The following is a 25,934-nucleotide window of genomic DNA, read 5'->3' on the forward strand; positions in this document are numbered from 1 at the left end:
GTGGGGGACGCCGTCGGGACCGGGGCGTGGCCCGATGTGCGGCGGCGTGTCGCGCGGTTGCTGGGGCGGGGCGACGACACCGGCGCAGAAGCGGTCCACGGCCTCGTCGATGCTGCGGATGAAGCTGGACTCGGCGTTGCCCCGGGTGTTGCCCATGCTCTTGAACAGGGACAGCCGGAAGCCGGTGATCTGAGCGGTGCCCTTGGGCAGGAGATCGGCCGGCTCGGGCCGCAGCCGTTCGAGGGTCCCGCGCGGGCCTCCGGCCTGCCCGTCCAGCAGGGTCTCGACGTGCACGTCCGCCGGCGCCTCGGCCAACTGCCGGATGAGGCGCTTGGCCCAGGAGAGCGGGTAGCCCTGCTCCGGGGCGGGCACATCGATCGACGTCCGCAGCTTGCCGGTGCGGAGGTCGGCGGTCAGCGCGAGGACGCCGGGCGTTCCCTCCACGCGCAGTTCGGCGCTCAGTCGCCCGTCGGCACACAGCCTGTCGGCCGCGGCGACGCGGCGCGTGTGGGGGTCGGCGGTGCGCCGGCCCCTCTGCACCGGCAGGACCTTCTGGCCGAGTTCGCCGCCCAGCCGCAGACAGACCTGGCGGATCAGCCGTTCCCAGCTCTCGACGACGTCGACGGCGCGCTGATCGCCCTGACACAGGGTCTCCTCGTCGAGGGCCTTGCGCACCGGCACCCAGGAGGGGCCCATGTTCTGGAAGCCGTGGCAGCCGGAGTTGTCGTGCTGGAGGTAGTGGAGCAGTTCCTGGAGGAGCCACGCGTGGGCGGCGTTGCCGACCCCCTCGTGGCGGATCAGCATCTGCGCCTGGTGCGTCACCTCGGCCCACGACAGGTGCCAGAGCGAGACCTTGTGCTTGCGCCGGCCGTCGATCTTGATCTCCACCAGGGGCCTGCCGTCCAGGGCGACATCGTTCGAGAGCGTGATCACGGCCTCGTACGCGCGCCGGGCGGCGATGTCGACGTAGTCCTGGACCTGTTCGGGCCTGAGGGCGTTGCCGTTGGTCTTGGTCTCCACCAGGGCGGTCCACAGCTTCCCGGCCCGTTCCACACGGATCACGCCGTCCGGCCGTCGGGGCGTGTCCCCGTGCGGCAGGGCGACTTCCGTGTAGGTCTCCATCCGGCCCGCCGGGGCGCCGAACGCGGCGGTGAGCCGACGGCCGAACTCCGGGACCTGCGCCATGACCGACAGCAGGACCGATGTCGCCCGTGACTCGCGCTCCCGGTCGCTCTTGAGCGAGGAGGCGGGGAAGAGCCGGGCCGACCGCCAGGAGTCGTTCTCGGCGAGCGACTTCCTGGCGACCTTGGGCAGGGTCACCTTCTTCCTCGCGGTACGGGGCCGCCGGGCGGGAACGGCCGGGTCGGCGGGGGGAGTCGGCCCGGTCACGTGGACCGGCGGTTCGGGAAGGGCCTCGCGCGGCACCGGCGGTGCCGTCTCGTCGGCGGCTGCTTCCTCGCCGATCGCGCCCACGGCGCCACCGGCCTCCTCCTCGTCCGCGTCATCGATGTCGATGCCGAAGTCCGTGGCCAGGCCCGCGAGTCCGCTTTCGTAGCCCTGCCCCACGGCCCGGAACCGCCATTGCCCCGCTCGCAGGTAGAACTCGCCGAAGACGAAGGCACTCTCCGGCCCCACGTCGTCGATACTGAAGCCGAGCATTCCCTCACCGGTGCGGTCGAAGAGGGTCAGGCGCAGGTCGTTCAGATCACCGAACCGGGCGCCCCCGTACCGGCTCGCCGCGACGGCGATCCGCCCGACGTCCGGGGGCATGGCCGTCAGGTCGAGGCTGATGCGGTCCTCGTTGCCGTCATCGGTCGGCGCCTTCCCCAGCAGCTGCACACTGCCGTCGGCGGCCGACGGGTTGTTGTAGAAGAAGAAGTCGGCGTCGCTGCGCACCTTGCCGTCGGCGTTCAGGAGCAGCACGGAGACGTCCGCGTCGCCGTCGCCCTCCTCACTGCTCCAGGTCAGGCGGACCAGCACCGAGCCGGCGTTCTCACTCAGGGCGGCCAGACCGACGTTGGCGCCCTTGACCATCTCGTGCATACGCCCCCCAAGGCATGTGGTGAGACCCATCACACTTTCACACTGTGTGTGCGAACCATAGCGCTGGATGGTCGACTTGGGTGCGCGGTTCGACAACGGCCGCGTCCGTTCGCCGCATCCGGTCGGCAGGTCCGGCCGCGGGCGACTCCTCCGGCAGCGTCCCGGTTGTACGGGCCGTGCCCCTTCCAGAGGTGCGCAAGGTTTCCGCAAGTCTCCGGCAAGCCTTTCGTCCAGCCGTCAGGGCATCACCCACGCATCCGCGCCCGGGCGTTCCGCGCAGGCGGACGTCCCGGGACGGGACATCAACTCATTCCGAGCGAACGTGGGAGATGTACTCATGCCGGCCATCGGCCTGCCGGAACGGGAGCGCGACGACGCCTCCCGGCACTGGCACACACGCAGCGGCCACAAGAACATCCTGGCCGTTGTCCACACCGTCGCCTACGGGAAACGGCTGCGGGACGTCATCCGCCTCCTGGAGTCCGACTTGCGGCTCCACGTGCACTTCGCGGCACCGCCCCACGAGTTCGGGGAGGGTGTCACGCGCTTCCTCCACAGCCTGGGCGGCTCCGTCATGCCGTGGGACGAAGTCCTGCGCACCTCCTTCGACATGGCCCTCGCGGCAGGCCCGCGGGACATGGAGAAGGTACGGGCCCCCGTGATCACCGTTCCGCACGGCGCCAATTACCTGAAGCGCCTGACCGGCACCCCCGACCTGCGCGTCCCCGGACTCACCAGGGAGGACATCGTCCTCGGGGACCACGGGCTCCCGGCCGCCGTCGTCCTGCCGCACCGCGACGACATGGCCCAGCTCGCGCGGTCGTGCCCGGAGGCCGCCCCGAGGGCCGAGGTCGTCGGCGACCCCGTCCACGACCGCATCGTCGCGAGCCTGACGCTGCGGGAGCGGTACCGGGACGCCCTCGGCCTGCGGAAGGGACAGAAACTGGTCGCCGCGGTCTCGACCTGGGGTCCGCTGTCGTCGTTCGGGAAGATCGAGGCACTGCTGCCCCGACTGCTGGCGGAGTGCGCCGACGACGCCCTGCGCGTCGCCCTCCTCGTCCATCCCAACGTGTGGTCCCGCTACGGGGCATGGCAGATGCGGTCCTGGCTCGCGCAGTGCGCCGAACGCGGTATCGCGGTGCTGCCTCCGGAGGCCGACTGGCGCACCGTGCTGATCGCCGCCGACTGGATCATCGGCGATCACGGCTCGGTGACCCTGTACGGAACGCTGACGACGGCCCCGATCCTGCTGGACTCCTCGCCAGGCCAGGAGATCAACCCCGAGTCGCCGGCGGCCACCCTCGCGCTGACCGCCCCGGCTCTCTTGCCGACCCATCCACTGCGCGAACAACTCCTTTACGCCGAAGCGGAGTACCGGCGTCAGGATTACGACGCCATCGCTTCCCGGATCACCTCCGAACCCGGTCGCTTCAACGAGAACATGAGGCGTCTGCTCTACCGGGTCCTGGGGCTCGGCCGCCCCGCGTACCCGGCACCCACCCATCAACTTCCGTCACCGGCGCCGCTGGACGCCTGGATACGAAGGGAGACCCTGGCATGACCGAGGTCGCCCGTGCCGACACCCTGTGGACAGAACCCGGGCGTCGTCACGTGAGTGTCGAGAGGGCCCAGGACCACGTCCGCGCACTCCCGGCACCCGGCCTGCTCGCCATCGCCCGCACCGGCCGGTTCACCGTGATGTCCTGGAACGGTGACGGGGCGCCCGGCACCGCGGGGAACTGCTGCGCGCCGCTGCCCCGTCCCGTCGACGAGCATCTCGCGGTGGACGCCGACACCTGCGGGGACGAACGCCGGCTGGCCTGTGCCGATGTGCTGCACAGCAGCAGTCCCCGCTCCCTGCCCCGGGCGACCCGCTGGCTGGAGACGGTGCTGGAATGCCGTCCCGGCTGCAGGCTCGCGGTGCTGCCGCTCATCGGGGGAGGATGGGCGGCGGCGGAACACGGCGGAATGACCCACGTCCTGCCCGCGGGCCCGGGCGGCGCGCCGCGGCTCCCGGGCAGTGCTCTGGTCGCGTCCTGCCTGCACGGGTGGCTGGCGGCGGGGCAGGTCCTGTCGGAGCTGAAGTCGCTCAGTCCGCTTCCGGCCTGTCCAGCAGTGCTCGCACTCGGCTCGCGTCCACAGGGCTGTAGGAGGTGAACAAGGCAAGGGACCGCTCGAAATAGCCACGTGCGGCAACGGCGTCCCGCCGGCGGAGCGCGCTGTCCCCCAGCATTTCCAGGGTGCGCGCCTGCCAGTGGGACGCCCCCGCCGCCTCGAACACGGCCAGCGCCTCCTCCAGATCCGCGCGCCCTCCCTCGTGGTCGCCTCCGATCGCCCGGGTGTGCCCGCGGAACGCGGACGCGCGCGCCGCCTCGTAGGTCTCGCCCAGGGAGGTCAGTTCCTCGCGGGCCTCGGTGAAACACTCCAGGGCCCGCGGGGGATCCCCGGCGGCCACGGCGATCTCCCCCAGCACGATGCGGGCGAGCGCGGCTCCGCGGAGATAGCCGACGTCCTTCCAGACGGCGATCGCCCGCGTCAGGTGTGGTGACGCCGCGGTCAGCCGCCCCGCGTCCCGATGGCAGGCGCCGAGGCCGAGCAGCGCCTGCCCCTCGTCCCGCGCGTCACCGGCTTCCCGCGCCGCACTCAGCGAAGCGGTGTACCAGTCGATGGCGTCGTCCAGCCGCCGCGCCGCGCTCAGCCCGATGGCGCCGGAGTTGAGCATCTGCCGCTCGGCCGGCCCGTTCCCCGCCTCCCGGGCGGCGGCCAGGCCGAGTTCGTGCGCCTCGATCCACAGGTCGTAGTGGCGCAGGCGCAGGAACAGGGGCCACATGGCATCCACCAGCATCCACGCCGTGTCGTGCCAGCCCTCGGCCGACGCGGCGCGGGCCATCGCCAGCAGGTCCGACCTCCGGCTCTCCAGCCACGCCAGGGCATCGGCCTCCTCGGCGAAGACGTACGGCTCCTCGGGCGGATGGGCGTACGTGCGCGGCATCGTCGCCTGGGCCGGCGTCAGCATCTTCTGCGCCGCGGAGGTGGTCGCCAGGCACCAGTCCGCCACCCGCCGCAGCGTCTCCGAACGGGTCGCCGCGTCGTCCTCCGCCGCCCCGCGCTCGGCGGCGTGGAGTCGGACGAGGTCGTGGAAACGGTGGCTGTCGGGGCCGAGGTCCTCGACGAGGTTCGCCTCGATCAGGACGTCCAGCAGACGTTCGGCCTCGTGCACGGGGAGGGCACAGGCCGCGGCCACCAGGTGAGCCCCGAAGGTCCGCACGGGCAGCGGTCCGATCCTCCGGTACAGGCGGGCGGCGTCCGCCGGCAGTGCGGAGTACGAATCGTCCAGCGCGCCGCGTACCACGGTCTCCCCTTCCACGGCGAGTGCCGTCAGCCGCCGTTGCTCCTGTGCCAGCGCGTCGGCCATCGCCTTGACGGGCTGTCGCGGCCGCGACGCCAGGCGCGCGGAGGCGAGGCATACGGCCAGCGGAAGCCCACCGCACAGCGAAACGACCCGGCGGGCCGCCGCGGCCTCACCGCGGACGCGTTCCCGGCCGACTCCCCGGGCGAGGAGTTCGACCGCGGCCTCGGTCTCCAGCGGACCGAGTTCGTGGAACAGAGCCCCCTCCGTGCTCAGCCCGGTAAGCCGGTACCGGCTGGTCGCCACGACGAGACCACGCTCCCCACCGGGCAACAGCGGACGCGCCTGAGCCGCCGTGGAGACGTTGTCGAGCATGATGGCGATGGCTCTCTGCTCGGTGACGGAGCGCCACAAGGTCATGCGCTCCCGGGTGTCGGCCGGGATTGCCGCAATGCCCAGAGCACGGAGGAATTGGCCGAGGATCTCATCGGCCAAAGCGGGCCCCTCGGGAGAGTGCGCACGGAGATCCGCATAGAGATGGCCGTCGGGAAAGTCGTCCATTCTGTCCCGCAGCCACCGGGACACCAGCGTGGTCTTACCGATCCCGGCAGCCCCTGTCACCACGATCAGTGGGGCGTTGTCCCCGGCGCCACGTTCACACAGCTCATTCAGAGCGGCCAACTCTCGCTCCCGCCCCGTGAAGTGACCTGAGACACGCAGCAACTGCCGTGGCACAGGAGGTCGTTGTCGTTCCGGACCATGTATGTGAATGCCGCCCTCGATCCGCCCCGCCTGGATACTGGGGCCCCCGATCCTCACCGAGCCGCCGATCACGTTCCCCTGACGATGCATCTGCCTGCCCCCCTCCGGCACTTCACCCGGGCTATCCCTGGCCCTCGTGAATGCTGACCGCATCCATAAAGCCCTACCCGCGCGGGGACCGGAAGAGGCGACCGGAAATCGGAGGCGCAGAAAATCAGCCATACGAGAGAGAGACCTGGCCCATTTACGGTCACCGTGCCAGAATTGCTGTCGTCATGGCGGATCACGCCGGCGAGGGGAGCGCTGGTGAGGTTCCAGATCCTCGGCCCCGTCGGACTGATCACGCACGGGCGCCTCATGGGACTGGGCTCCGACAAGGAGCGCCTCGTCCTGGCATCCCTGGCCCTCGTGGTCGGTCGCCCGGTGGCGATCGACACCCTTATCGACCGCCTGTGGGAGAACGGGCCCCCGGAGACCGCGCGGTCTAGCGTGCACACCTATGTGTCCCGCATCCGCAAGTCGCTGCGCTCGGCCATGACCGGCTCCGACGCCCCGCTCATCACGGGCCACGCCCACACGTACACGCTCGAGGCGGCCGCCGAGGCGGTCGACTGGTATCAGTACCGGCAGATGGTGGAAGAGGCCAGACGGCTCGAAGCCCGCGGGGACGATGTCGGAGGGAGCGCCCTGCTGCGCCGAGCGGACCGTCTCTGGCAGGGCGAGGCGCTGGCCGGACTGCCGGGCTCGTGGGCCGGATCCGCACGCGTCGACCTCGCGGAGTGGCGCCTGGGCGCGACCTCGTCCCGCATCGACATGGACCTGCGGCTGGGGCGTTTCTCCGAACTGATCGGTGAACTGTCCGGCCTCGTCCTGCAGCACCGGAACCACCAGACGTTGGCCGGGCAGTTGATGATCGCCTATTACGGCGACCGCCGGCCTGCCGACGCGCTCCGCGTCTACCGCGAGGCGCGCCGAGTCCTCCGGGCCACCGAAGGGCTGGAACCGGACGAGGAATTGGCTCGTATTCATCAGCATGTCCTGAGCCGGGCCCCGCTCCGGGACCTCGTACCCGCCGCGTCCGGCAGCGGCGACGAACGGTCCCCCGCTCCGCAGAGCAACCTGCCCCGCCACATCGCCCTGGTCGGGCGGGAGGCCGAGATGAGGAGGTTGCGCGCCGCGGCCGAGGCCGCGAGCGGAAAGGGAGCGGTGGTCGCCCTGGAGGCCATTTCGGGTATGGCCGGCGTCGGGAAGACCGCGCTGGCCGTCAGCGCCGCCCACCAACTGCGCGACCGGTTCCCGGACGGTCAGTTCTGCATCGAGCTCCGCGCTCACGACCTGGCTGGGCACCCCGTGAGCACCGGGGCCGTGCTCGCCACCCTCCTCCGCCGTCTCGGCATCCCGCCCGACGCGATCCCCCCGGACGTCGAGGAGCGGGCCGCGCTGGGGCGTGGCGTCCTGTCGAGCCGACGAGCCGTGATCATCCTGGACGATGTGGACGGCCCGGACCAGATCCGGCCGTTGCTGCCGACCGACTCCCGCTCCCTCTTCATCATCACCAGCCGTCGCCGGCTCACCGGGTTGCCGGGCGTCCGTTCCATCCCGCTGGACGTGCTGCCGCCGGGCGACGCCAAGGCGTTGTTCAGAAGCTTCGCCGGAGGAGAGCGGACGGATGACGAGCGCGAGTTGGCGGCGGTTGTGCGCCTCCTCGGATATCTGCCCCTGGCACTCGAACTGGCGGCGAACCGCTTCGGCGCTCACCCGTCCTGGAGCCTTGGCACCCTCCGGGAACAGCTTTCCCTCGCCTCGGGCCGGCTCCCCGAGATACGCGACGGGGACTCGGAGATCGCGATGGCCTTCGAGTTGTCCTACCGGACGCTCACGGTGGCCCAGCAGACCGCCTTCCGCAGACTCGGCCTGCATCCCGGCGGGGAGTTCGGTCCGCATGCCGCGGCGTCGCTGATCGGCCTGCCGCTGGGGCCGACGGAGCGGCTGCTCGAGTCGCTTCTGCGGTGCCACCTCCTCCAGGAGCCGGTGCCGCACCGCTACCGCTTCCACGACCTTCTCGGGGAATACGCACACGCGTTGGCGCACGCCGAGGAGAGCCCGGAAGAGCGTGACGCAGCGCAGGAGCGCCTCATCGAGTTCTATCTGGATGCCTCGGCCCGCGCCGACCGGGTCCTCTTTCCCGAACGTCAGCCTCTCCGGCTCCCCGCTCCCTCCAGCCGGTCACCGGTGCCGACGTTCCGGGACCCGGAGGACGCCAAGCTGTGGCTCACCACCGAGCGCGCCAACCTCCTCGCCGTGGAAGACCGGGCGCGCGCCGGGCGCTTCCCGGAGCAGGCCGCGGCGCTGAGTCATTTTCTCGCCGAGTTCCTCGACGCCGACTCCCGCTGGATGGACACGGACCGGATGCACCGGCACGCCGTCGAGCACTGGGAGCGGGTCGGAAACCAGCGCGGGCTGTGCCTCGCGCTGCTCGCGCTCGGCAATACGAACGCGGCCACGGCGCACTACGCGGAAGCCCAGCGAACGTGCGAGCGCGCCGTTCGAGTCGCGCGTTCGATCCGGGACATCGACGCGGAGGCGGAGGCCCTGCGCCTGCTCGGGGTGACGAACTGGCACGCGGGCAGAAACGAGGAATCACTTTCTCTCTACCGTCGCGCCCTGAAGCTGCGCGGCATTTCCGGGACTCCGTGGGACCGCGCGAGGTGCCAGAACAATATCGCCATCGCGCTCTTCCACACAGGAAGTTACGAAGAGGCCCGGAAGTATTTCCAGGACGCGACAGAAAACTTCGAACTGGCGGGAGATCTCCGTTTCCTGGGCCGCACGAAGAACAACTTGGGCGACCTGTACGCCGCCATGGGACGCACAGAGGCGGCGCGCGGCGAATACGAGCAGTCACTCGCCATCGCGAAGGAAACCGGCAGCCTCTCCGACCTGGCCATCGTCCAGGCAAATCTGGCCGGGATCCTCATGTCGTCGGAGGACGCGGCGGACATCTCCTCCGCACTGCATGTGTGTATCGACTCCCTGGAGACGTTTTACCAACTCGGCGACCGCAAGAACGTCGCCAACGCCCTGATCGGGATCGGACGGGCGTATGACGCCCTCGGCGATTTCGGCAACGCCACCGCCCAGTACCGCAGCGCTCTGGAGGCGGCGCGCGACATCGGGGCGACGCGGGAGGAGACCGAAGCACTGCGCCGGCTCGGGCAGGCCGAGGCAGCCGCAGGAGACCTGAAGAGCGCTGCCACACACCTGGAGGCCGCCCTCGGCTCAGCCCGCCAACTGCGGTCGCCGGGCGAGGAAGCGCATGCCGGCGCCGCCCTGGCCGAAGTCCGGCTCCGCCAGGGCGACCGCGAGGAGGCACGTCTCCTCTGGCACCAGGCGCTCGGCATACTCGTCTCGCTCGACGATAAGGAAGCGGCACGCATCCGGACGCTCCTGAACGAAATCTGAAGTTCTCACAGCGGAAACGGAAGCGGAAGCGGACCGGGCGACAAGGACGCCTACTCGTTCTCTCCGCCCCACCCCGGGAGGCAATTTTTTTGCTGGGGAAGACGTGTGCCAGAATTCTCGCTCCCGAGGTTCGCACGTGAGGAAGCACAGCGTTGAAGCACAGAGCAGGTCTTGCCGCAGCATCCCTCAGCCTTGGCTGCGCAATCGGCGTCATAGCCTACGCCGCACCGACCACGGTGACGGCTGACCGGGAGTACACTATTCAGTCAACGGCGCCCGACGCCGACGAAGGACTCATCAGGGCCGCGACGTCCTCCGCGGGGTACAAGGGCCGCATCTGCATCCCCACATCGCAGGCTGTCTGACGGGGCTGTCCGTGCCGGAGCACCGGCCCTCCCGCTACGCCACATGGAGTGCGGACCCCTTTTATGCGGATCGCACCAATAGCAAGGCCGGACCTTGGGCCTATTTCTCCCCGGCAGCAGGGCGCGCCGCCGAGCGGCGAAGGGCCCGCCCCGCCGGACGTCAGTTCTCGCAGCGGACGCGGGGGTTCGTCGCGTGGAACAGGCCCTCGGGGTTCACCTTCCATACCCATACGTGCAGCGTGTAGTACGGCACGCCGTCGCGGGGTGGGTCGAAGGCGCGGCCGAACAGGGTGGCGGGGGTGCGGGACGCGTACTCGACCGCGACCAGTTCCTGGCCGCCGCCGGTCAGGGGGGCGTAGACGAGCAGGTTCGGCTCGCCGGCCACCAGGTCGTCCTGGCCGTCCGCGATCGACTTCCCGTAGTGGTGGCCCATGTTCGGCACGCACTCGGTGACCGGCGCGTAGCCGGCGGCGGTCGCCGCCTCGGGCTCGTGGTACGTGTACGTCGCGGCGCGTATGTCCTGGAGCTGGAAGGGGACCAAGGCGTTCGCGGGAAGGAACGATCTCCAGTCGTCGTCCAGGGCGACGGCACCGGACGGTGGCAGGGCCAGGGACGTCAGCAGGGCGGTCAGGCCGAGCCCCAGGGTGGTGAGGACGCGTCTGCGCATGTCGGACTCCGTTTCTCCGCGCCGGGTGCGTGGATACGTCCGATCGTGGTCGCGCGTCCCGGGACCGGCCATCCCGGAGGAGCCAAGCGGGGGACGCGCCCTCACCCCCGGTTCAGCGGCCGACCGGCCGCGGCAGCCGCGCCGCCGACGTGCCCAGCCCGGTGGGCGGGCTCAGCGGCCACTGGCGCGTGAAGCGGCGGATCAGGTCCTCCTCCCGGTAACGGCGGCAGTCGCGGTGCCACACCAGAATCCCCGACATCCAGTTCTCCAGCTCCCGCACATAGCCGTCGAGGATCTTCCTCGCCTCCGCGTCCAGCCCGAAGTCGTCGTACAGCACGGGCAGTTCGTTCGCGGCGACATGCTGGAACTGGCGCATCCGCTCGGTCATCAGGTCGTGCACGATGCCCAGGCCGGTGGCGTAGTCGCAGTCGAAGAAGGTCTGCACGACGACGATCCCGTTGTGGAACTCGCCCTCGAACTCCACCTCCTTCTGGTAGGAGAAGACGTCGTTCAGCAGGCAGGCGTAGGTGGCCGCGGCGTTCTCCAGGGACCGCATCGGCCCGCTGCGGTAGATCTCCTCCGGGATCCGCTGCCCGTGCCCGATGCGGGCGAGGCTCATCGTCAGGTCGGAGCCGAACGTGCTGCGCCGCATCTCCAGGTAGTCGACGGGATCGGGCACCCGGTTGTGCGCCTGGTTCGTCAGCTCCCACAGCCAGCTCGCCGTCATGGCGTCGACCGCCTCGCGGAACGAGCGCCGCGCCGGACCGGACATCGGCCCCGCGGTGCGCTGCCACAGATCGGCGAGGCCGCGTTCCAGCGCGTTCAACGGCGCTGGCACCGCGCCCGGTTCGTCGACGGGCATGAACAACGCCAGCCGCTCCGTGCACGCCTTGGCCGCCACCAGGTCCCGGCGGGCGCCGAAGACGACCGGATAGTAGTCGTCGCCGTAGGTGCCCCAGGCCAACCAGGCCGAGGCGAGGTCGAGTTCGCCCGGCGAGCCGTCCGGGTGCAGCCCGGCCGCGCACAGCGGCAGATCGAAGTCGACCAGCGCCGTCTCGTCCCACACCCCCTCGGACAGCAGCCCCATCCGCCGCGACCACTCCACCAGGCGGACCCGCGCGCCCGGCAGGTGGGAGTTGAGCCGGTGCGTGAACGGCATGAAGAAGTCCGGGAGTCGGGACGGCCCGACGCGGCGGAACGGGACATGCGTGAAGTTGCGCACCCGGGCGGTCTCCGCGCGCCGTGTGGTCAGTCCGATGTCGGTGGCGGACAGGCCGAGTCCGGTCGCGGACAGGCCGAGTCCGGTGGGCGACAGGCCGAGCGGCGCCCGCTCGCGGGTGCCCTCGTTCATGTACCGGCTGGAGCGCATGTGCCACTCATGGCCGCCGGCCTGCCAGTCCTGCAACCCCTTGACGTACGCCAGCACATCGGCCACCGACGCGGGATCGAGGGCGTGCTCGGCGAAGAGCGGCGGCAGTTCGGTGAGCGCCGTGTGCTCGAACTGCTGGAGCCGCGAGGTGAGCAGATCGTTGACCGCCTCGGCGGCCTCCTGCGTGGTGCAGCCGAGGAACGTCTCCAGCACCAGCACGCCGTTGCTCAACTCGCCCTCGTCCTCGACCTCCCGCTGGTACGAGAACAGGTCGTTGCGCAGGTGCACCCCGTCCGAGAAGGCGTCCCGCAGCACGAGCAACGGCCGGGAGCCCGCGATCACGGCCGGGATCTCGGCGCGGGCCGCGAACTCGACGAGCCCCGCCGACCAGGGGGCGCCGCCGACCTTGCGGCGCATCTCTATGTACTCCACCGGGTTGGGGACCCGGCCGATGTTGATGTTGGACAGCTCCCACAGCGACTCGTTGAGCAGGTTCTCCGTGCTCTCCGCGAAACGGGCCCGCCAGTGCGGCGACATGGCGGGCACGGTCCGCAGCCACAGGTCGGCCAGGCCCGCCTCGACCGGGTTGGCCGGCTCGGGCATCGGTGTGGCCGGGTCCATCGGCATGAACGCGGGCAGCCGGTCCAGGTACGCCTTGCCGCCGGCCCGGTCCTGAGTGCGCTTGAACGTCTCCAGGAAGTGGTCGTCGAAGAAGAACACCCACACGTACCAGTCGGTCACCAGCGCCAGGTCGGACGCGGACGCGTCGGGGTGGGTGTAGGCGCACAACAGGGCGTAGTCGTGGGCGTCGAGGTCGCTCTGCTCCCAGATCCCGGAGCCCTCCAGCATGCCCATCTCGCGGGCCCACCGCCGGGAGTGCTCCCGCGCGTGCTCCAGGTGAGGATTGAGGCGGGCGGGGTAGGGGGTGTAGAACTCGGGCAGGTCGAAGGGCTGTGCCATGAAACGCGCCTTCCGTGCTCCGTGGGGGGTCGCGGTCCCGGTGCGCCCAGCCTGTCCCGGCGACGCCTCTTCCGGACCCGGCGCGGACGACAAACCCCCCATGCGAGTGAATCCGGGACGCCCGCGTACGAGCGTCCGGCGCCCGCCCGGAGCACGCCGGCCGCGCCGGCCACCCCGGACGTGAAGGTTTCGCCCCGCCGCCCCCTCAACTTCCCCTTCAGGCCCAGGTCCTGGCTACGATGGCACCGCAACTCGCGGTGTCACGGGGGGAACGATGAGCAACGTCATCTACGCGGAGAAGTCCTGGAATCCGCTGGCGGCGAGCGTCAACCTGACCGACGGCGAACTCCGCCAGGGCGGACGCCGGATGCCGCTCGCCGAGCTCAACGCGGTGGCCATGGCCGACGCCTACCTGCGCGGCATGTGGCTGGGCGGCGGCGGGACGGAACGGCCGCTGTCGTCCCTGCCCTCGGGCCCCGGCACAGTGCCGGTCATCCGCGTCACCGGCGCCGCCCGGCCCATACAGGTGCGGCGCGCCGCCGAGTTCGCCCGCGTCCTCGGCGACCTGACGGTCCGGATGAGCGGCGGCCCCGACGCGGTGGCCGAGGCGGCCGAACGGGCCGCGCACGAGGACGTTCCGCTGTGGATGGCGCGGCGCGTGGCGCACGGACCGGCCGGACCCGTCGTGGTCGCCGTCGACCGGCGGCTGGTGCGGGCGGACGTCTGGACGCCGGGGCTGCCGGTGGCGCGGCTGCGCGGCCCGTACGGGATGCCGGCCGGGCTGACGGAGGTCCCGCCGAACCTGGTCGTCACGATCGGCGAGATGCCCGCGTACGTGACCCTCCTGCAGCACTGGCGCAAGACCAAGCGCGGCGTCATCCTCCAGGCCGCGCAGGGCCGTTGGGAGCTGTGGCGGCACGACGCCCGCGCCTCCCGGCTGCTGCGCGACGGGCAGCCCGTGGCGCTGCTGCGGCGCCCGGCGCCGACGGCGGGCCGGGGCGCGCTGCTGCTCCCGCTGGCGGACGTGCGGCACGAGACGGCCGACGCGCTCGACGCGGTGATCGCGCACTTCTTCGCCGTCGTCTTCGGGCTGGGCGACGGCACCGGCTCGATCCGCTTCGGCACCCGCCGCCCGCTGCCCGAGCCGGAGGAGCCCATGGCGTGGGAGGAGCCCTGGTTCACCGGCCTCGGTTCCGGCAGCGACGACTCCGGCCCCGGCGGGGGCGGCGACGGCTGGTCCGGGGACGGCGGAAGCGGTGACGGCGGAAGCGGCGGCGGAAGCGACGGTGGTGGCGGCGACGGCGGAGGAGGGGGCGGCGACTAGCCGGGACGGCGGACGCTCCCGGCCCGGACGGCGGACGCCCCGGACCCGGCCCGGCTCAGTCCCCGTCCCGCGCGGCGGCGCTGGTGATGTTGCGGACCATGCCGCCGAACACCCAGGCGTGGAACGGCGACACGGCCCACCAGTACGCGTGCCCGCCCAGCCCGCGCGGCTGGAACAGCGCCCGCTGGCCGTACACCGCACGCCCCGCGTCATCCTGACGTATCGTCAGCTCCAGCCAGGCCGACCCCGGCAGCCGCATCTCCGCGCGGAGCCGCAGCAGCCGGCCCCGCTCCAGCGCGTCCACCCGCCAGAAGTCCAGGTGGTCCCCGACCCGCAGCCGCACCGGGTCACGGCGCCCGCGCCCGAGGCCGACGCCGCCCAGCAGCGTGTCGAGCCAGCCCCGGACGGCCCACGCGAACGGTGACGAGTACCAGCCGTTCTCGCCGCCGATGCGCTCGACCACCCGCCACAGCGCGGCGGGCGAGGCGTCCACGGCCCGCTCGCGCCGGTCGGTGTAGAGGCTGCCGCCCGCCCAGCCGGGGTCGCCGGGCTGCGGATCGCCCGGCGCGGGCCGGGCGGGCGGCGGCGTCCCGGCGACCTGCCGCAGAGCGGCGCGCAACGCGCCGTCCAGATCGAGGAATCCACCCGCGGCCGGCGGCACGTACCGCTCGATGTCCCGTTCCGCGCACACCACTTCGTGCCGCAGCGACTCCACCAGCGGGCGCGCCAGCGGCCCCGGCACGGGCGTCACCAGCCCCACCCACAGGCTGGACAGCCAGGGGCTGAGCACGGGCACCGGCAGGATCAACCGCCGCCGCAGCCCGGCCTGTCCGGCGTAGCACCGCATCATCTCCTGGTACGTGACCACGTCGGGTCCGCCCAGGTCGAACGTCCGGCTGACGTCGTCCGGCAGATCCGCGCAGCCGACGAGAACGCGCAGCACGTCCCGGACCGCGACCGGCTGGACGCGGGTGCGCACCCAGCGCGGCGTCACCATCACGGGCAGCCGCTCGGTGAGTTGCCGCAGCATCTCGAACGACGCCGAGCCGGAGCCGATGATCACCGCCGCCCGCAGCACGGCCGTCGGCACCCCCGAGTCCAGCAGGATCCGGCCGACCTCGGCACGCGACCGCAGATGCGGCGACAGCTCCCGCTCCGGCACGCCCGCCGGGGTCAGCCCGCCGACGTACACGATCCGCCGCACCCCGGCCGCCCGCGCCCGCTCCCCGAAGACGCGGGCCGCGCGGCGGTCGGTGCCGGCGAAGTCCCGTCCCGCGCCCAGGGAGTGGACCAGGTAGTACGCGACGTCCACCCCGTCGAGCGCGGCCCCGGTCGCGCCGGCGTCCGTGACGTCGCCGCGCACCGTCTCGACGCGCCCGGCCCACGGGCGGTGCCGCAGCTTGTCCGGCGTGCGCGCCATGCAGCGCACCGCGTGCCCGGCGTCCAGCAGCGCCGGCACCAGCCGGCCGCCGAGATAGCCGGTGGCGCCGGTGACCAGGCAGCGGCGGGGCGTCATGCCCGCCATGGTCGACCGCGCGCGGGGCCCCCGCAACCGGGCCGGCGCCCGTCCGCCCCGGTGTCGGCGCCCCGCTCCCGCCCCGGCGCCCGGTCCCCGGCGCGCGGGCTCCCGCCGGGTGCCCGGGGCCGTGACCTGACGGGGCCGTCGCCGTTGGACATCTAGGATGCCCGGCGGTGAGGAGTGATCAGATGTCGGTGCCGACGCCATGCGGCGTCTTCCCCACGACCTTCCCCCTCGACGTGCCTCTCGACGTCCCGCTCGACGCGATACTCGGCGCCGCCCTCGACGGCCCCGCCGACCCGAGAGAGCGGATCCGCCACTTCACCTCGCCCCTGACCCGCATGCTGCTCAGCAGCGAGGGCCTGACCACGACCCTGCTGGAATCCATGGCTGGTGAATCGTTGCATCTGACCTGCTTCGCCCAGTTACGAACCCCCGCCCGCGAAACAGGGGACGGCGTGCCCGCGCTGCTCCGGATCGACGGCGGCGGGGACGTTCTCGTGCGCTATTCCGCCACCACCCGGACCGGGGGACAGGCCCTGTCCGTGAACCACGTGGTGGCCAGGCTGGGCCTCGCGCCCGGCCTCGAACCCTGTCTCACCAGCAGATCCATTCCGCTCGGCCCGGCCCTGACGGCCGCCGGCACGGGCTACCGCCGCACGCTGCTCGACGCGGGCCGCCGCCCCTGGGCGGGCGACGACGGCCTCAGCCGTCCGGCGGCCTACAAGACCTATCTCGTGTGGCACGGCGACGACCCGCTGGCGCTGATCAACGAGCTCTTCAACCCGTCCGCCGTTCCGGCGGTGTGAGGTGGCACGGTTCCCATGCGGCGGCTGCGTACCCAGGTGGGCATCATCGGAGCGGGCCCGGCCGGTCTGGTACTGGCCAACCTGCTCGGCAGGGCGGGCGTCGCGTGCCGCGTCGTGGAACGGCGCTCGCGCGAGCACGTCGAGCACCGCCCGCGCGCCGGGCTCCTCGAACACCGCGTGGTCGCGGCCCTGCGCCGCGAGGGGCTGGCCGACCGGCTCCTCGCCGACGGCGTCCCGCACGGCTGGTGCGCCTTCCGCTGCCTGGGCCGCGACATCCGCGTCGACTACGCCGCCCGCGCGGGCGGCCGGCGGCACTGGGTCTACCCGCAGCAGCTCCTGGTCAGGGACCTGATCGCCGCCCTGGCCGGGCACGGGCCACCGCCGATGTTCTCCCAGACGGTCCGGGCCGTCGAGGACGTCACGACCGGCCGGCCCCGGCTGGTGTGCGACGGCATCGAGATCGAGTGCGAGTACGTCGTCGGCTGCGACGGCTTCCGCGGCGCCGCGCGCGCCGCCCTCCCGGCCACCCGCGGGAGCGTCTTCGGCCACCGGTATCCGTACGACTGGCTGACCGTGCTCGCCGAGGTGGACCGCCCCGCCGAAGGAGTCGTCTACGCCGTGCACCCCGACGGCTTCGCGGGCATGATGCCGCGCACCTCCCGCCTCAGCCGCTTCTACCTCCAGTGCGCGCCCGGCGACACGGTGCGCGACTGGCCCGCGCGCCGGATCCGCGAGCAGTTGCGCGCCCGGCTGTCGCCGCTGCCGGAGATCGCGGGCTTCCCCGACGTCCACGTCCTGCGCATGCGCAGCAGCGTCACCGAACCCATGCGCCACGGGCGTCTGTTGCTCGCCGGGGACGCGGCACACCTGCTCACCCCGTCGGGCGCCAAGGGCATGAACCTGGCCATCGCGGACGCCATCGCCCTCGCCTCCGCCCTGCTGCGCCGGTACCGGGACGGCGACACCGGCGCCCTCGACGCCTACGGCGCACGGCGGTTGCCGCACATCTGGCGGGCCCAGGAGTTCTCCGACCGGCTGCTGCGGCTGCTGCACCTCCCGCCGGACAAGGCCGGCGACCAGGGCTTCGCGCTGCGGCTGCGGCTCGCCGCGCTGGAACGCCTCGGTGAACCGGGCCCGCACGCCGTCGCGTTCGCCCACGAGTACGTGGGCTCCGGCGCAGGCGAGACGGAAGGCACGCGGGAGGCGGAGGGCGCGCGGGAAGCCGTGAGCACGGAGGGAGGGGGATGGCCTTGACCGCGGTGCTGACCGAGAACGTGCGGGCCCTGTACGGGTTTTCGCGGGGCACGCAGGCGACGCTCAGCGTCGCGCAGCCGCTGCTCGGCGTCTTCCTGGCCGACGGCAGCCCCTCCCCGGCCCGGCTCGGGCTGGTCGTGGCCGCTTCCCTGGCCGGGTACTTCGCGGTGTTCGCCGCCAACGACCTCATCGACGCCCGCCTGGACCGGGAGCGCTTCGCGTACCTCCGCGCCTACCAGGGCTTCGACATCGACAGCGCCGGAGGCCGCCACCCGCTGGCCCAGGGCCGGCTCAGCCCGGTCGCCGGCGCGGTCTGGGTGACCGTGCTCGGCGCGCTCGCCCTGACCCTGTCCGCGATGCTGAGCTGGGTGTGCGCGGCGCTGCTGGTCGCCGCGGCCCTGCTGGAGGCGGCGTACTGCGCGCTGGCCCGGGTGACGCCGTACAAGTTCCTGCTGACCGGCGTGATGGTGGCGCTCGGCGGCTGCGTCGGCTGGTTCGCGGTCTCCTCCGACGTCGACCGGCCGCTGCTGTGGCTGTTCTGCGGCTGGCTGGCGGCCTGGGAGATCGGCGGCCGGAACATCGTCAACGACTGGGCCGACGTGGAGGAGGACGTCCACCTCGGCGTCCGCACGGTCCCCGTCGTCTACGGGTACCGGGTCAGCGGCCTGCTGACGTTCGCGTTCCTGGCCGTGGCCGTGGTCTCCGGCACCGGGATGGCCGTCGCGGCCCTGCCGTCCTGCGGCCCCCTGGGCGTCGCGGGCACCCTCCTGGCCGGTCTGTACACCCTCCTCGCCCCGGGCCTGCGCCTGCTGCGCGCCCCGTACCCCGAGAACGCGATGGCCGTCTTCAACCGCGCGAGCCTCTACCCCCCGGCGATGCTGCTGATCATCCTCGCCTGCCTGGCCGTGCGCCACACGTTCGCGGCGTGAGGCCCGGCGGCCGGTTCACGGCCCCAGCACCGCCACCACCAGGGCGATCGCGGGCCCGGCCAGGAGCGTGGAGAGCAGGATCGACTCGCGGGCCAGGCGGACGGCCGTGCCGTAGTGGGACGCGTAGGTGAAGAGGTTCTGCGCGGCGGGCAGAGCGGAGGTGACGACCACGGTGAGCTGGTCCGCCGGGCCGAGGCGGAACAGCCAGGCCGCCGTCGCCCACGCGAGCAGCGGGTGGACGACGATCTTCAGCACCACCGACAGCAGCACCTGGCCGCGCTCCGGGCCCCGGGCCGGGACCGCGCTGCCGCGCAGCGAGATGCCGAAGGCGAGGAGCACGGCGGGCACCGCCATGTCACCGACCAGCGCGAGCGGTTCGAGGACGGCGCTGGGCAGGGTACGGCCGGAGGCGGCGACGGCGATGCCGCCGAGGGAGCCGATGACGACCGGATTGCGGAACGGGGTGGTCAGCCGCTGGACGACGGACCGCCGCTCGCCGCCGCCCCGGGCGGTGACGACGTCCAGGACGGTGAGGACGGCGGGCGTGAACACGAGCTGCTGGAGCAGCAGGATCGGCGCGACGAGCGAGGCGTCGCCCAGGACGTAGAGGGCGATCGGGATGCCGAGGTTGCCCGCGTTCACATACGCGGAGCACAGCGCGCCGATCGTCACCCGGGCCGTCCCCCAGCGGCGGACGGCGCCGACGGCGACGAAGACCGCGGCGGTGGCGACCGTGCTCAGGGCCGTGGCGAGCAGCGACGGCGAGAAGAGCTCCCCGAGGTCGGCGCCGGCGAGGATGACGAACAGCAGCGCCGGATTGGCCACGTGGAACGCGAGCCGGATCAGGACCTCCCGTCCGCTCTCGCCGAGCAGGCCGCGGCGGCCGAGGAGGTATCCGATGGCGATGACGGTGGCGATGATCGTGAAGCCGGTGATCACCCCGCCCACGCCGTCACCCTTCGCATATTCGAACTGTCGGCCGCCTCCCGCACGTGGTCAATGGGCTCTCGGATGGCGAGACATGCCGGACGAGCACGCCGGGCCCGCGCGAACCGGGCGATAACGTCACCTTCCGTGACGCGCTTCCTCACCCGCCTCCTGCGCCCGGCGCCGCTGGCCGCCCTCGCCGTGACCGTCGTCACCGTGCCGCCGCTGCTCCTGGCCGGACCCGCCGTCGCCGCCTTCGGCACGGGGGGAGGCGGGCAGGAGAGCGGCGACGTGGCGGACGCGCTGGTCGAGGAGGTCACCGGCGAGGGCGCCCTGCGCCACCTGACCGTCCTCCAGCGCATCGCGGACCGGAGCGACGGCACCCGCGCGGCGGGCACCCCGGGCCACGAGCGGTCCGCGCGGTACGCCGGAACGCTGCTCACCGCCGCCGGATACGACGTCACCTACCAGCGCTTCGCCTTCCCCTACCGCGAGCCGCTCACCGAACGGCTGACCCAGCTCACCCCCGAGGAGCGGGACATCGCGGTGAACGTGATGACGTACAGCCCGAGCACCCCGGACGGCGGCCTCACCGCGGCCCTGGCCCCGGCCGGGACCGGCTGCGCCGCCGCCGACTTCGGGACCGAGCCGCTCACCGGCCGGATCGCGCTGATCGAGCGCGGCACGTGCACGTTCGCCGCGAAGCAGGCCAACGCGGCGGAGGCGGGCGCGGCCGGGGCGCTGATCTGGAACAACGTGCCGGGCGAGCTGTCCGGCACCCTCGGCGGCCCGGAGCAGGCCGCCGTCCCCACCGGCGGCATCGCCCGCGCCGACGGCGAGGCGCTGCTGGCCGCGCTGACGGCGGGCGAGGAGGTGACCGTCCGTCTGGAGCTGGCGGAGGTGGCCGAGGAGCGCACCACGGTCAACGTCATCGCCGAGAGCCGCGGCGGCGACCCGTCGCGGGTCGTGATGGCGGGCGCCCACCTGGACTCGGTGCCGGACGGCCCCGGCATCAACGACAACGGCTCGGGCGCGGCCGGCGTCCTGGAGACGGCACTGCGCCTGGCCGAGCTGGAGCCGTCCGGCGGCCACCCGCACACGGTCCGGTTCGCGCTGTGGTCCGCCGAGGAGTTCGGCCTGCTCGGCTCCGAGCACTATGTGGGCCGTCTCCCGGCGGCCGGGCGCGAGGCCATCGCGCTCTACCTGAACTTCGACATGATCGCCTCCCCCAACTACGGGCTGTTCGTCTACCAGGGCGCGCCCGAGGTCGAGCGGGACATCACCGCGTTCCTGGACGGCCGGGGTCTGGCCACGGGGCCGAAGCCCCTCGACGGGCGCAGCGACTACGCCCCGTTCGTCGCCGCGGGCATCCCGGCCGGGGGCGTGTTCACCGGAGCCGAGGGCGTGAAGTCCGAGGCGGAAGCCGGAGCGTGGGGCGGCAGCGCGGGCGCTCCGTACGACGCGTGCTACCACGCCGCCTGCGACGACCTCGGCAACGTCAGCGCCACGGCGCTCGACATCGGCGCCAAGGTGATCGCGCACACCGTCGGCCGCTACGCCTGGCGCCTGCCCGGGGTGACGGACGGGCGGTGATGACCCGACTCGTCACCATGGCGGAAGGCTGCGACGAAAGCGTCCCGCCCGGTAGGCTCTCCGTGTGATCTTCAAGCGCATCGGAAACGGACGACCTTATCCTGACCACGGCCGGGAGCACACCCGGCAGTGGGCAGACGTCGCGCCGCGCCCGGTCCGCCTCGACCAGTTGATCACCACCAAGCAGCAGCTCGACCTGGAGACGCTGCTGGCGGAGGACTCCACGTTCTACGGGGATCTCTTCGCCCACGTGGTGAAGTGGCAGGGCGATCTCTACCTGGAGGACGGCCTCCACCGAGCGGTCCGCGCGGCTCTCCAGCAGCGTCAGGTGCTGCACGCCCGGGTGCTGGAGCTGGACTGATCCGGCACCCCGCCGCCCGCCGATTGCCCCGTTCGGGTCGGTCCGGCATCTGAGCTGATCATTTATTAGGCCGCCGCCGATCCCCTGACTACGCTGCGGCCATGAGCATGCTGACGCCCCCTGGCATGGGCGGCAAGAAGTTCCGCGTCACGGGCGACCGGTACCCCCGGATGCGCCCGCGCAGGCGCCGCGGGCGTCTCGTTCTGGCCGTCTTCGCCTCCGTCACCGTGCTCGCCCTCCTCGGCTACGGAACCCTTCAGCTCATCGACGTCTTCTCGGGGGACGATGACGGCGGCGCGCCCCGGGCGCAGTCGGGCGCCGGCGAGGAGGACTGCACGCCCCCCGCGTCCGACGAGCGCCCCGGCCGGACGGTGGATCTGCCGGACCCGGCCACCATCACCGTCAACGTCTACAACGCCACCCGGCGCACGGGTCTCGCCCAGGACACCGCCGACGCCCTGGCCGAACGCGGGTTCGCCATCGGAGAAGTCGGCAACGCGCCCGAGGAGCTCGACGGCCAGGTCGACGCCCCGGGGCTGCTCATCGGCACCACCGCCGCCCAGGAGTCCGGCGCGCTGTCCGTCCTCGCCGCCCAGCTCGACGGCGCCGAGACCGGCGAGCCCAGGGCCGGGCAGGACACCGGCGCGGCCTCCGTGGTCGACTTCGTCATCGGCGAGTCCTTCACCGCGCTGATCGCGGCCGGCGAGGCCGAGCGCCGCATCGCGGAGCTGACCGCCCCCCAGCCCGCGTCCCCCGCCGAAACGCCCGCCTGCTGACGCCGGCCCGGGGCCCGGCCCGGCGGTCCGTCACCCGGACCGGGCCGTCACCCGGACCACGGCTCAGTCGACCGCCCCGTACATCCGGTCGCCCGCGTCCCCCAGACCGGGCACGATGAAGCCCTTGTCGTTGAGCCCCTCGTCCCGCGCGCCGGTCACCACCGTCACCGGGGCGCCCGCCAGGTCGCGCTCCAGGCGCTCGACGCCCTCGGGCGCCGCGAGCAGGCAGATCACGGTGATGTCGTCGGCGCCGCGCCGCAGCAGCTCCCGCACGGCCGCCACCAGCGTGCCGCCGGTCGCCAGCATCGGGTCGAGCACGTAGACCTGGCGGCCCGACAGGTCCTCCGGCACCCGGTTCGCGTAGGTGGACGCCTCCAGCGTCCGCTCGTCGCGGATCATCCCGAAGAACCCGACCTCGGCCGTCGGCAGCAACCGGACCATGCCGTCGAGCATGCCGAGACCTGCACGTATGATCGGCACGACCAGCGGACGGGGGTGGGACAGTCGCACACCCGTGGTCGCCGCCACCGGAGTTGTGATCTCCACCAGCTCGGTGCGGACATCACGGGTCGCCTCGTAGGCGAGCAGGGTGACGAGCTCATCCGCCAGCCGCCGGAACGTCGGTGAATCGGTACGCGCGTCGCGCAGCGTGGTCAGCTTGTGCGCCACCAGCGGGTGGTCGACGACATGGGTCCGCATGCGTCCGACAGTACCGAACGTGACCGACAGCGCAGGACTGACCGGCTCGTTTCCCGTTCCGGACCCCTGGTGGACAAACGGCCGCGGGGACGTGGAGAGTGGTGCATGGAGGGAGGAGAGGGCATATGCCGCGACCCGGTGAGCCGCAGGTCCGCGATCCGGCCGCCCGGCGTGCCCGCGTCCAGCCACACCGCGCCCGCACAGTCCGCCCGCACAGGGAACAACGTGTGCGGACATTCCGTTGGTGAACTGCCGAGTTACCCGACAGCGCACCCCTTATCTGCCACGATGCAGGTGGCACAGCCGAACCGAGTGGGGAGAGTCACGGTGTACTTCACCGCACTGCTCGCGCGGACCGATGATGGTTGGGAAGCGAGTGATACAGAGCTCGATGACGTGGAGAGCCTGGACGAGCTGGCCGAGTTGGCCCGCGAGGCGGCTCCCGATGACGAGACCGTTCTCGTCTGCATCGAGCAGGAAGGCGCCTGGTTCGGCCTCGTCCGCGTGGACGGCGAGGACGACCCGCGGGTCTTCGTCTCCGACGCCGCACGCGCCCTGCGCAGCGCGTACGGCGAGATTCTGCTGACCGACGAGCTGCTGGGCCGGGAGCCGGAGGACCCCGGCGCCCTGGACCAGATGGTCGACCTGGACGGCACGGAGGACGGTGTCGAGGACGAGGACGACGAGGAGGCCGGCGCCGCCCCGGGCGGCGGCTCGGACGCGGTGCCGCGCGGCCCGCTGGGGGACGCCGATCTGCTGGCCGACCTCGGCATCGACGCGGGCACCGTGCTGAAGCTGACCCCGGACGACGCGCTCAGCGAGATCGCCGACGCGCTCGGCTGCGCCGAGGTGCTGGAGGCGGTCCGGTGACGACCCCGGCCTCGTGACGACGGCATGACCGCCGGGCGCGGGGATCCGCTGCGCGATCCCTGGCGGCCGGCGATGCGCCGGGCGCTGGCCGAGGCCGCCACGGCGGCGGAGGCGGGGGACGTGCCGGTCGGCGCGATCGTCCTGGGCCCCGGCGGCCCGGACGGCCCGGTGCTCGGCCTGGGGCACAACGAGCGCGAGGCCACCGGGGATCCGACCGCGCACGCGGAGGTCCTCGCGCTGCGCGCCGCCGCCGGACGGCTCGGCGCCTGGCGGCTGGCGGGCTGCACCCTGGTCGTCACGCTGGAGCCTTGCACGATGTGCGCGGGCGCCTGCGTGCTCTCGCGGGTCGACCGCGTCGTGTACGGCGCGGTCGACGAGAAGGCGGGGGCGGCCGGGTCGCTCTGGGACGTGGTGCGGGACCGCCGGCTCAATCACCGCCCGGAGGTGATCGGCTCGGTCCTCGCCGACGAGTGCGGCGCGCTGCTGACGGACTTCTTCCGGAGCCGCTGAGGGCGGGTGACGCCCACCGGGCGCCCCTCCGTTCACGAGCACGCGGCGGGGTGGGATAGGCTTTCTCCCGGTAGCGTGTCCGAGCGGCCGAAGGAGCTCGCCTCGAAAGCGAGTGTGGGGGCAACTCCACCGAGGGTTCAAATCCCTCCGCTACCGCCACGCAGCACGCGAACGGTGAAGGGCTCGGTTCCACGGACCGGGCCCTTCGTCGCATTCCGCACGTTCCCCCGGATCAGGACGGCTTCTCCGGGCTTCCCCGCTTTCCCCGCTTCCCCCCTCCTTTCCCCGGCCTCCTCCCGATGTCCGGGATTCCCGGATTCCCCGGATTCCCCGGGCTCCTTCCCGGATTCACCCGCCATCAACACGGCGTTACCGGGTGCTTGCACAGGGTGGAAATGTCTTGTGATGCTATGACTGCTTCTCCCAGTGAAGGGGTGGTCGGCAGGTGGCGGCGACGCAGACCCGGGGTGCCAAGGCCCGCGCCCTCACCCAGGCGCTGTTCGAGCGGCTGGCGTGCTGCGAGCCAGGCACCGCCGAGCACGCGCGGGTCCGCGCCGCGCTGATCGAGGCCAATCTGCCGCTGGTCCGCTACATCGCCCTCCGCTTCCGTGGCCGCGACGAGCCGATGGAGGACATCGTGCAGGTCGGGACCGTGGGCCTGATCCAGGCCATCGACCGGTTCGACCGCGGGCGCGGCGTCCAGTTCCCCACCTTCGCGATGCCGACGATCCTCGGCGAGATCCGCCGGTACTTCAGGGACGGGGTGCGTGGCGTGCACGTTCCCCGGCGGACGCACGAGCTGTGGGCGCGGGTGCGGGCCACGGCCGAGGAGCTGACGGCCGCGCTCGGCCGCACGCCGACCACCGCCGAGATCGCCGGCCGGCTCGACGTCCCCGAGGAGGAGGTGCGGGCCAGCGCCGAGGCGACCCGGGCGTACCGGGTGTCCTCGCTCGACGCCACGGACGACCGGGACGAGGGCGGGCCGGGGCTGGTGGACCGGCTCGGGTACGAGGACCCGGGGCTGGCGGGCGTCGAGCACCGGGCGATGGTGCGGCACCTGCTGGTCCAACTCCCGGAGCGGGAGCAGCGGATCCTCCTCATGCGGTACTACCGGAATCTGACGCAGTCGCAAATCAGCGCGGAACTGGGCGTTTCGCAGATGCACGTGTCACGGTTGCTGGCCCGGAGCGTCACCCGGCTGCGCGCCGCAAATCTGATCGAGATGTAAGTCACACGTGCCCCCAACTCCGGGAACTCCCACATCAGCTATACCGTTTTATCGACATGAAGCTACGTCGCGTTGATGACTCATGACATTCCTCCTTATGGGGCGCAGCACTGCCGCGACATAAACGAGCAGGTCAGGAGGCCCGCACACCCTCACCG

Annotated in this window: 20 protein-coding genes and 1 tRNA gene; 14 read left to right on the forward strand and 7 right to left on the reverse strand. The window is 72.4% G+C overall.

Features of this window, described 5'->3' with window-relative positions; genetic code table 11:
- A partial coding sequence (locus ACSNOC_RS18465) for a TerD family protein (protein WP_436748602.1) occupies positions 1-2,034 on the reverse strand: 2,034 nt, incomplete at its 3' end.
- A gap of 346 nt (positions 2,035-2,380) precedes the next feature.
- Here ACSNOC_RS18465 and ACSNOC_RS18470 point away from each other — a divergent pair.
- Entirely contained in the window at positions 2,381-3,604 is a 1,224-nt protein-coding gene (locus ACSNOC_RS18470) for a hypothetical protein (RefSeq protein ID WP_436748584.1), read from the forward strand.
- Positions 3,605-3,654: 50 nt separating this feature from the next.
- Complete coding sequence (locus ACSNOC_RS18475) at positions 3,655-4,200, forward strand: hypothetical protein (protein WP_436748585.1); 546 nt, start codon at positions 3,655-3,657, stop codon at positions 4,198-4,200.
- Here the strand turns inward: ACSNOC_RS18475 and ACSNOC_RS18480 are convergent.
- Positions 4,133-6,244 (reverse strand): tetratricopeptide repeat protein, encoded by a 2,112-nt coding sequence (locus ACSNOC_RS18480; protein WP_436748586.1) that lies wholly within the window; start codon positions 6,242-6,244, stop codon positions 4,133-4,135. The genes ACSNOC_RS18475 and ACSNOC_RS18480 overlap by 68 nt on opposite strands.
- A gap of 267 nt (positions 6,245-6,511) precedes the next feature.
- On the opposite strand from ACSNOC_RS18480, the gene ACSNOC_RS18485 reads away from it, so the two are divergent.
- A complete protein-coding gene (locus ACSNOC_RS18485; protein WP_436748587.1) occupies positions 6,512-9,616 on the forward strand; it encodes a BTAD domain-containing putative transcriptional regulator in 3,105 nt (1,034 codons plus the stop codon).
- Between the two features lie 525 nt (positions 9,617-10,141).
- Here the strand turns inward: ACSNOC_RS18485 and ACSNOC_RS18490 are convergent.
- The gene (locus ACSNOC_RS18490; protein WP_436748588.1) at positions 10,142-10,648 is read right to left on the reverse strand and encodes a hypothetical protein; all 507 of its coding nucleotides are present in this window, start codon (positions 10,646-10,648) and stop codon (positions 10,142-10,144) included.
- A gap of 112 nt (positions 10,649-10,760) precedes the next feature.
- A complete protein-coding gene (locus tag ACSNOC_RS18495) occupies positions 10,761-12,977 on the reverse strand; it encodes a terpene synthase family protein (RefSeq protein WP_436748589.1) in 2,217 nt (738 codons plus the stop codon).
- Positions 12,978-13,251: 274 nt separating this feature from the next.
- Here ACSNOC_RS18495 and ACSNOC_RS18500 point away from each other — a divergent pair, with 274 nt between their 5' ends.
- Positions 13,252-14,301: a hypothetical protein gene (locus ACSNOC_RS18500; protein WP_436748590.1), complete on the forward strand. Its 1,050-nt coding sequence runs from the start codon at positions 13,252-13,254 to the stop codon at positions 14,299-14,301.
- Positions 14,302-14,356: 55 nt separating this feature from the next.
- On the opposite strand, the gene ACSNOC_RS18505 is transcribed toward ACSNOC_RS18500, so the two are convergent.
- Entirely contained in the window at positions 14,357-15,817 is a 1,461-nt protein-coding gene (locus tag ACSNOC_RS18505) for an SDR family oxidoreductase (RefSeq protein WP_436748591.1), read from the reverse strand.
- Positions 15,818-16,008: 191 nt separating this feature from the next.
- Here ACSNOC_RS18505 and ACSNOC_RS18510 point away from each other — a divergent pair, with 191 nt between their 5' ends.
- From ACSNOC_RS18510 to ACSNOC_RS18520, 3 genes are read left to right on the forward strand one after another with little or no spacing between them, the layout of a single operon-like run.
- The gene (locus ACSNOC_RS18510; protein ID WP_436748592.1) at positions 16,009-16,629 is read left to right on the forward strand and encodes a hypothetical protein; all 621 of its coding nucleotides are present in this window, start codon (positions 16,009-16,011) and stop codon (positions 16,627-16,629) included.
- A 15-nt stretch (positions 16,630-16,644) separates the two neighbouring features.
- Positions 16,645-17,883: a 4-hydroxybenzoate 3-monooxygenase gene (locus ACSNOC_RS18515; RefSeq protein WP_436748593.1), complete on the forward strand. Its 1,239-nt coding sequence runs from the start codon at positions 16,645-16,647 to the stop codon at positions 17,881-17,883.
- Positions 17,874-18,812, forward strand: coding sequence for a UbiA family prenyltransferase (locus ACSNOC_RS18520; protein WP_436748594.1), 939 nt, complete (start codon positions 17,874-17,876; stop codon positions 18,810-18,812). Before ACSNOC_RS18515 ends, ACSNOC_RS18520 begins: the two co-directional genes overlap by 10 nt.
- 15 nt (positions 18,813-18,827) lie before the next feature.
- On the opposite strand, the gene ACSNOC_RS18525 is transcribed toward ACSNOC_RS18520, so the two are convergent.
- On the reverse strand, positions 18,828-19,760 hold the full coding sequence (locus tag ACSNOC_RS18525; RefSeq protein ID WP_436748595.1) for an AEC family transporter: 933 nt from the start codon (positions 19,758-19,760) through the stop codon (positions 18,828-18,830).
- Between the two features lie 126 nt (positions 19,761-19,886).
- On the opposite strand from ACSNOC_RS18525, the gene ACSNOC_RS18530 reads away from it, so the two are divergent.
- The 3 genes from ACSNOC_RS18530 to ACSNOC_RS18540 all read left to right on the forward strand — a co-directional run bounded on the left by ACSNOC_RS18530 (position 19,887) and on the right by ACSNOC_RS18540 (position 22,469).
- Positions 19,887-21,332 (forward strand): M28 family peptidase, encoded by a 1,446-nt coding sequence (locus ACSNOC_RS18530; RefSeq protein ID WP_436748596.1) that lies wholly within the window; start codon positions 19,887-19,889, stop codon positions 21,330-21,332.
- 64 nt (positions 21,333-21,396) lie between these two features.
- Positions 21,397-21,693 carry a type II toxin-antitoxin system VapB family antitoxin gene (locus tag ACSNOC_RS18535; protein WP_311632258.1) on the forward strand — a complete coding sequence of 99 codons (297 nt, stop codon included), beginning with the start codon at positions 21,397-21,399 and terminating at the stop codon, positions 21,691-21,693.
- A 101-nt stretch (positions 21,694-21,794) separates the two neighbouring features.
- Entirely contained in the window at positions 21,795-22,469 is a 675-nt protein-coding gene (locus tag ACSNOC_RS18540) for a LytR C-terminal domain-containing protein (RefSeq protein WP_436748597.1), read from the forward strand.
- A 63-nt stretch (positions 22,470-22,532) separates the two neighbouring features.
- Here ACSNOC_RS18540 and upp read toward each other — a convergent pair whose 3' ends face one another.
- Positions 22,533-23,168 (reverse strand): uracil phosphoribosyltransferase, encoded by a 636-nt coding sequence (gene upp / locus ACSNOC_RS18545; RefSeq protein WP_436748598.1) that lies wholly within the window; start codon positions 23,166-23,168, stop codon positions 22,533-22,535.
- Between the two features lie 327 nt (positions 23,169-23,495).
- Between upp and ACSNOC_RS18550 the strand changes: the two genes are divergently transcribed.
- The 4 genes from ACSNOC_RS18550 to ACSNOC_RS18565 all read left to right on the forward strand — a co-directional run bounded on the left by ACSNOC_RS18550 (position 23,496) and on the right by ACSNOC_RS18565 (position 25,776).
- Positions 23,496-24,038, forward strand: a complete 543-nt coding sequence (locus ACSNOC_RS18550) for a tRNA adenosine deaminase-associated protein (protein ID WP_436748599.1) — start codon at positions 23,496-23,498, stop codon at positions 24,036-24,038.
- A gap of 24 nt (positions 24,039-24,062) precedes the next feature.
- Complete coding sequence (gene tadA / locus ACSNOC_RS18555; RefSeq protein ID WP_436748600.1) at positions 24,063-24,548, forward strand: tRNA adenosine(34) deaminase TadA; 486 nt, start codon at positions 24,063-24,065, stop codon at positions 24,546-24,548.
- Between the two features lie 69 nt (positions 24,549-24,617).
- A tRNA-Ser gene (locus ACSNOC_RS18560) sits at positions 24,618-24,707 on the forward strand.
- Between the two features lie 286 nt (positions 24,708-24,993).
- Positions 24,994-25,776: a SigB/SigF/SigG family RNA polymerase sigma factor gene (locus ACSNOC_RS18565; RefSeq protein ID WP_436748601.1), complete on the forward strand. Its 783-nt coding sequence runs from the start codon at positions 24,994-24,996 to the stop codon at positions 25,774-25,776.
- Positions 25,777-25,934 lie beyond the last annotated feature (158 nt).

Origin of the sequence: Streptomyces sp. URMC 129, from assembly GCF_051386415.1 — a bacterium.
Lineage (GTDB): Bacteria > Actinomycetota > Actinomycetes > Streptomycetales > Streptomycetaceae > Streptomyces.

What these genes read in the sequence shown, in the direction of transcription:
- ACSNOC_RS18470 (WP_436748584.1), top strand. Translation starts at nt 2,381, where the DNA reads ATGCCGGCCATCGGCCTGCCGGAACGGGAGCGCGACGACGCCTCCCGG.
- ACSNOC_RS18480 (WP_436748586.1), bottom strand. Translation starts at nt 6,244, where the DNA reads ATGCATCGTCAGGGGAACGTGATCGGCGGCTCGGTGAGGATCGGGGGC.
- ACSNOC_RS18485 (WP_436748587.1), top strand. Translation starts at nt 6,512, where the DNA reads ATGGGACTGGGCTCCGACAAGGAGCGCCTCGTCCTGGCATCCCTGGCC.
- ACSNOC_RS18490 (WP_436748588.1), bottom strand. Translation starts at nt 10,648, where the DNA reads ATGCGCAGACGCGTCCTCACCACCCTGGGGCTCGGCCTGACCGCCCTG.
- ACSNOC_RS18495 (WP_436748589.1), bottom strand. Translation starts at nt 12,977, where the DNA reads ATGGCACAGCCCTTCGACCTGCCCGAGTTCTACACCCCCTACCCCGCC.
- ACSNOC_RS18500 (WP_436748590.1), top strand. Translation starts at nt 13,252, where the DNA reads ATGAGCAACGTCATCTACGCGGAGAAGTCCTGGAATCCGCTGGCGGCG.
- ACSNOC_RS18505 (WP_436748591.1), bottom strand. Translation starts at nt 15,817, where the DNA reads ATGACGCCCCGCCGCTGCCTGGTCACCGGCGCCACCGGCTATCTCGGC.
- ACSNOC_RS18510 (WP_436748592.1), top strand. Translation starts at nt 16,009, where the DNA reads ATGTCGGTGCCGACGCCATGCGGCGTCTTCCCCACGACCTTCCCCCTC.
- ACSNOC_RS18515 (WP_436748593.1), top strand. Translation starts at nt 16,645, where the DNA reads ATGCGGCGGCTGCGTACCCAGGTGGGCATCATCGGAGCGGGCCCGGCC.
- ACSNOC_RS18520 (WP_436748594.1), top strand. Translation starts at nt 17,874, where the DNA reads ATGGCCTTGACCGCGGTGCTGACCGAGAACGTGCGGGCCCTGTACGGG.
- ACSNOC_RS18540 (WP_436748597.1), top strand. Translation starts at nt 21,795, where the DNA reads ATGAGCATGCTGACGCCCCCTGGCATGGGCGGCAAGAAGTTCCGCGTC.
- upp (WP_436748598.1), bottom strand. Translation starts at nt 23,168, where the DNA reads ATGCGGACCCATGTCGTCGACCACCCGCTGGTGGCGCACAAGCTGACC.
- tadA (WP_436748600.1), top strand. Translation starts at nt 24,063, where the DNA reads ATGACCGCCGGGCGCGGGGATCCGCTGCGCGATCCCTGGCGGCCGGCG.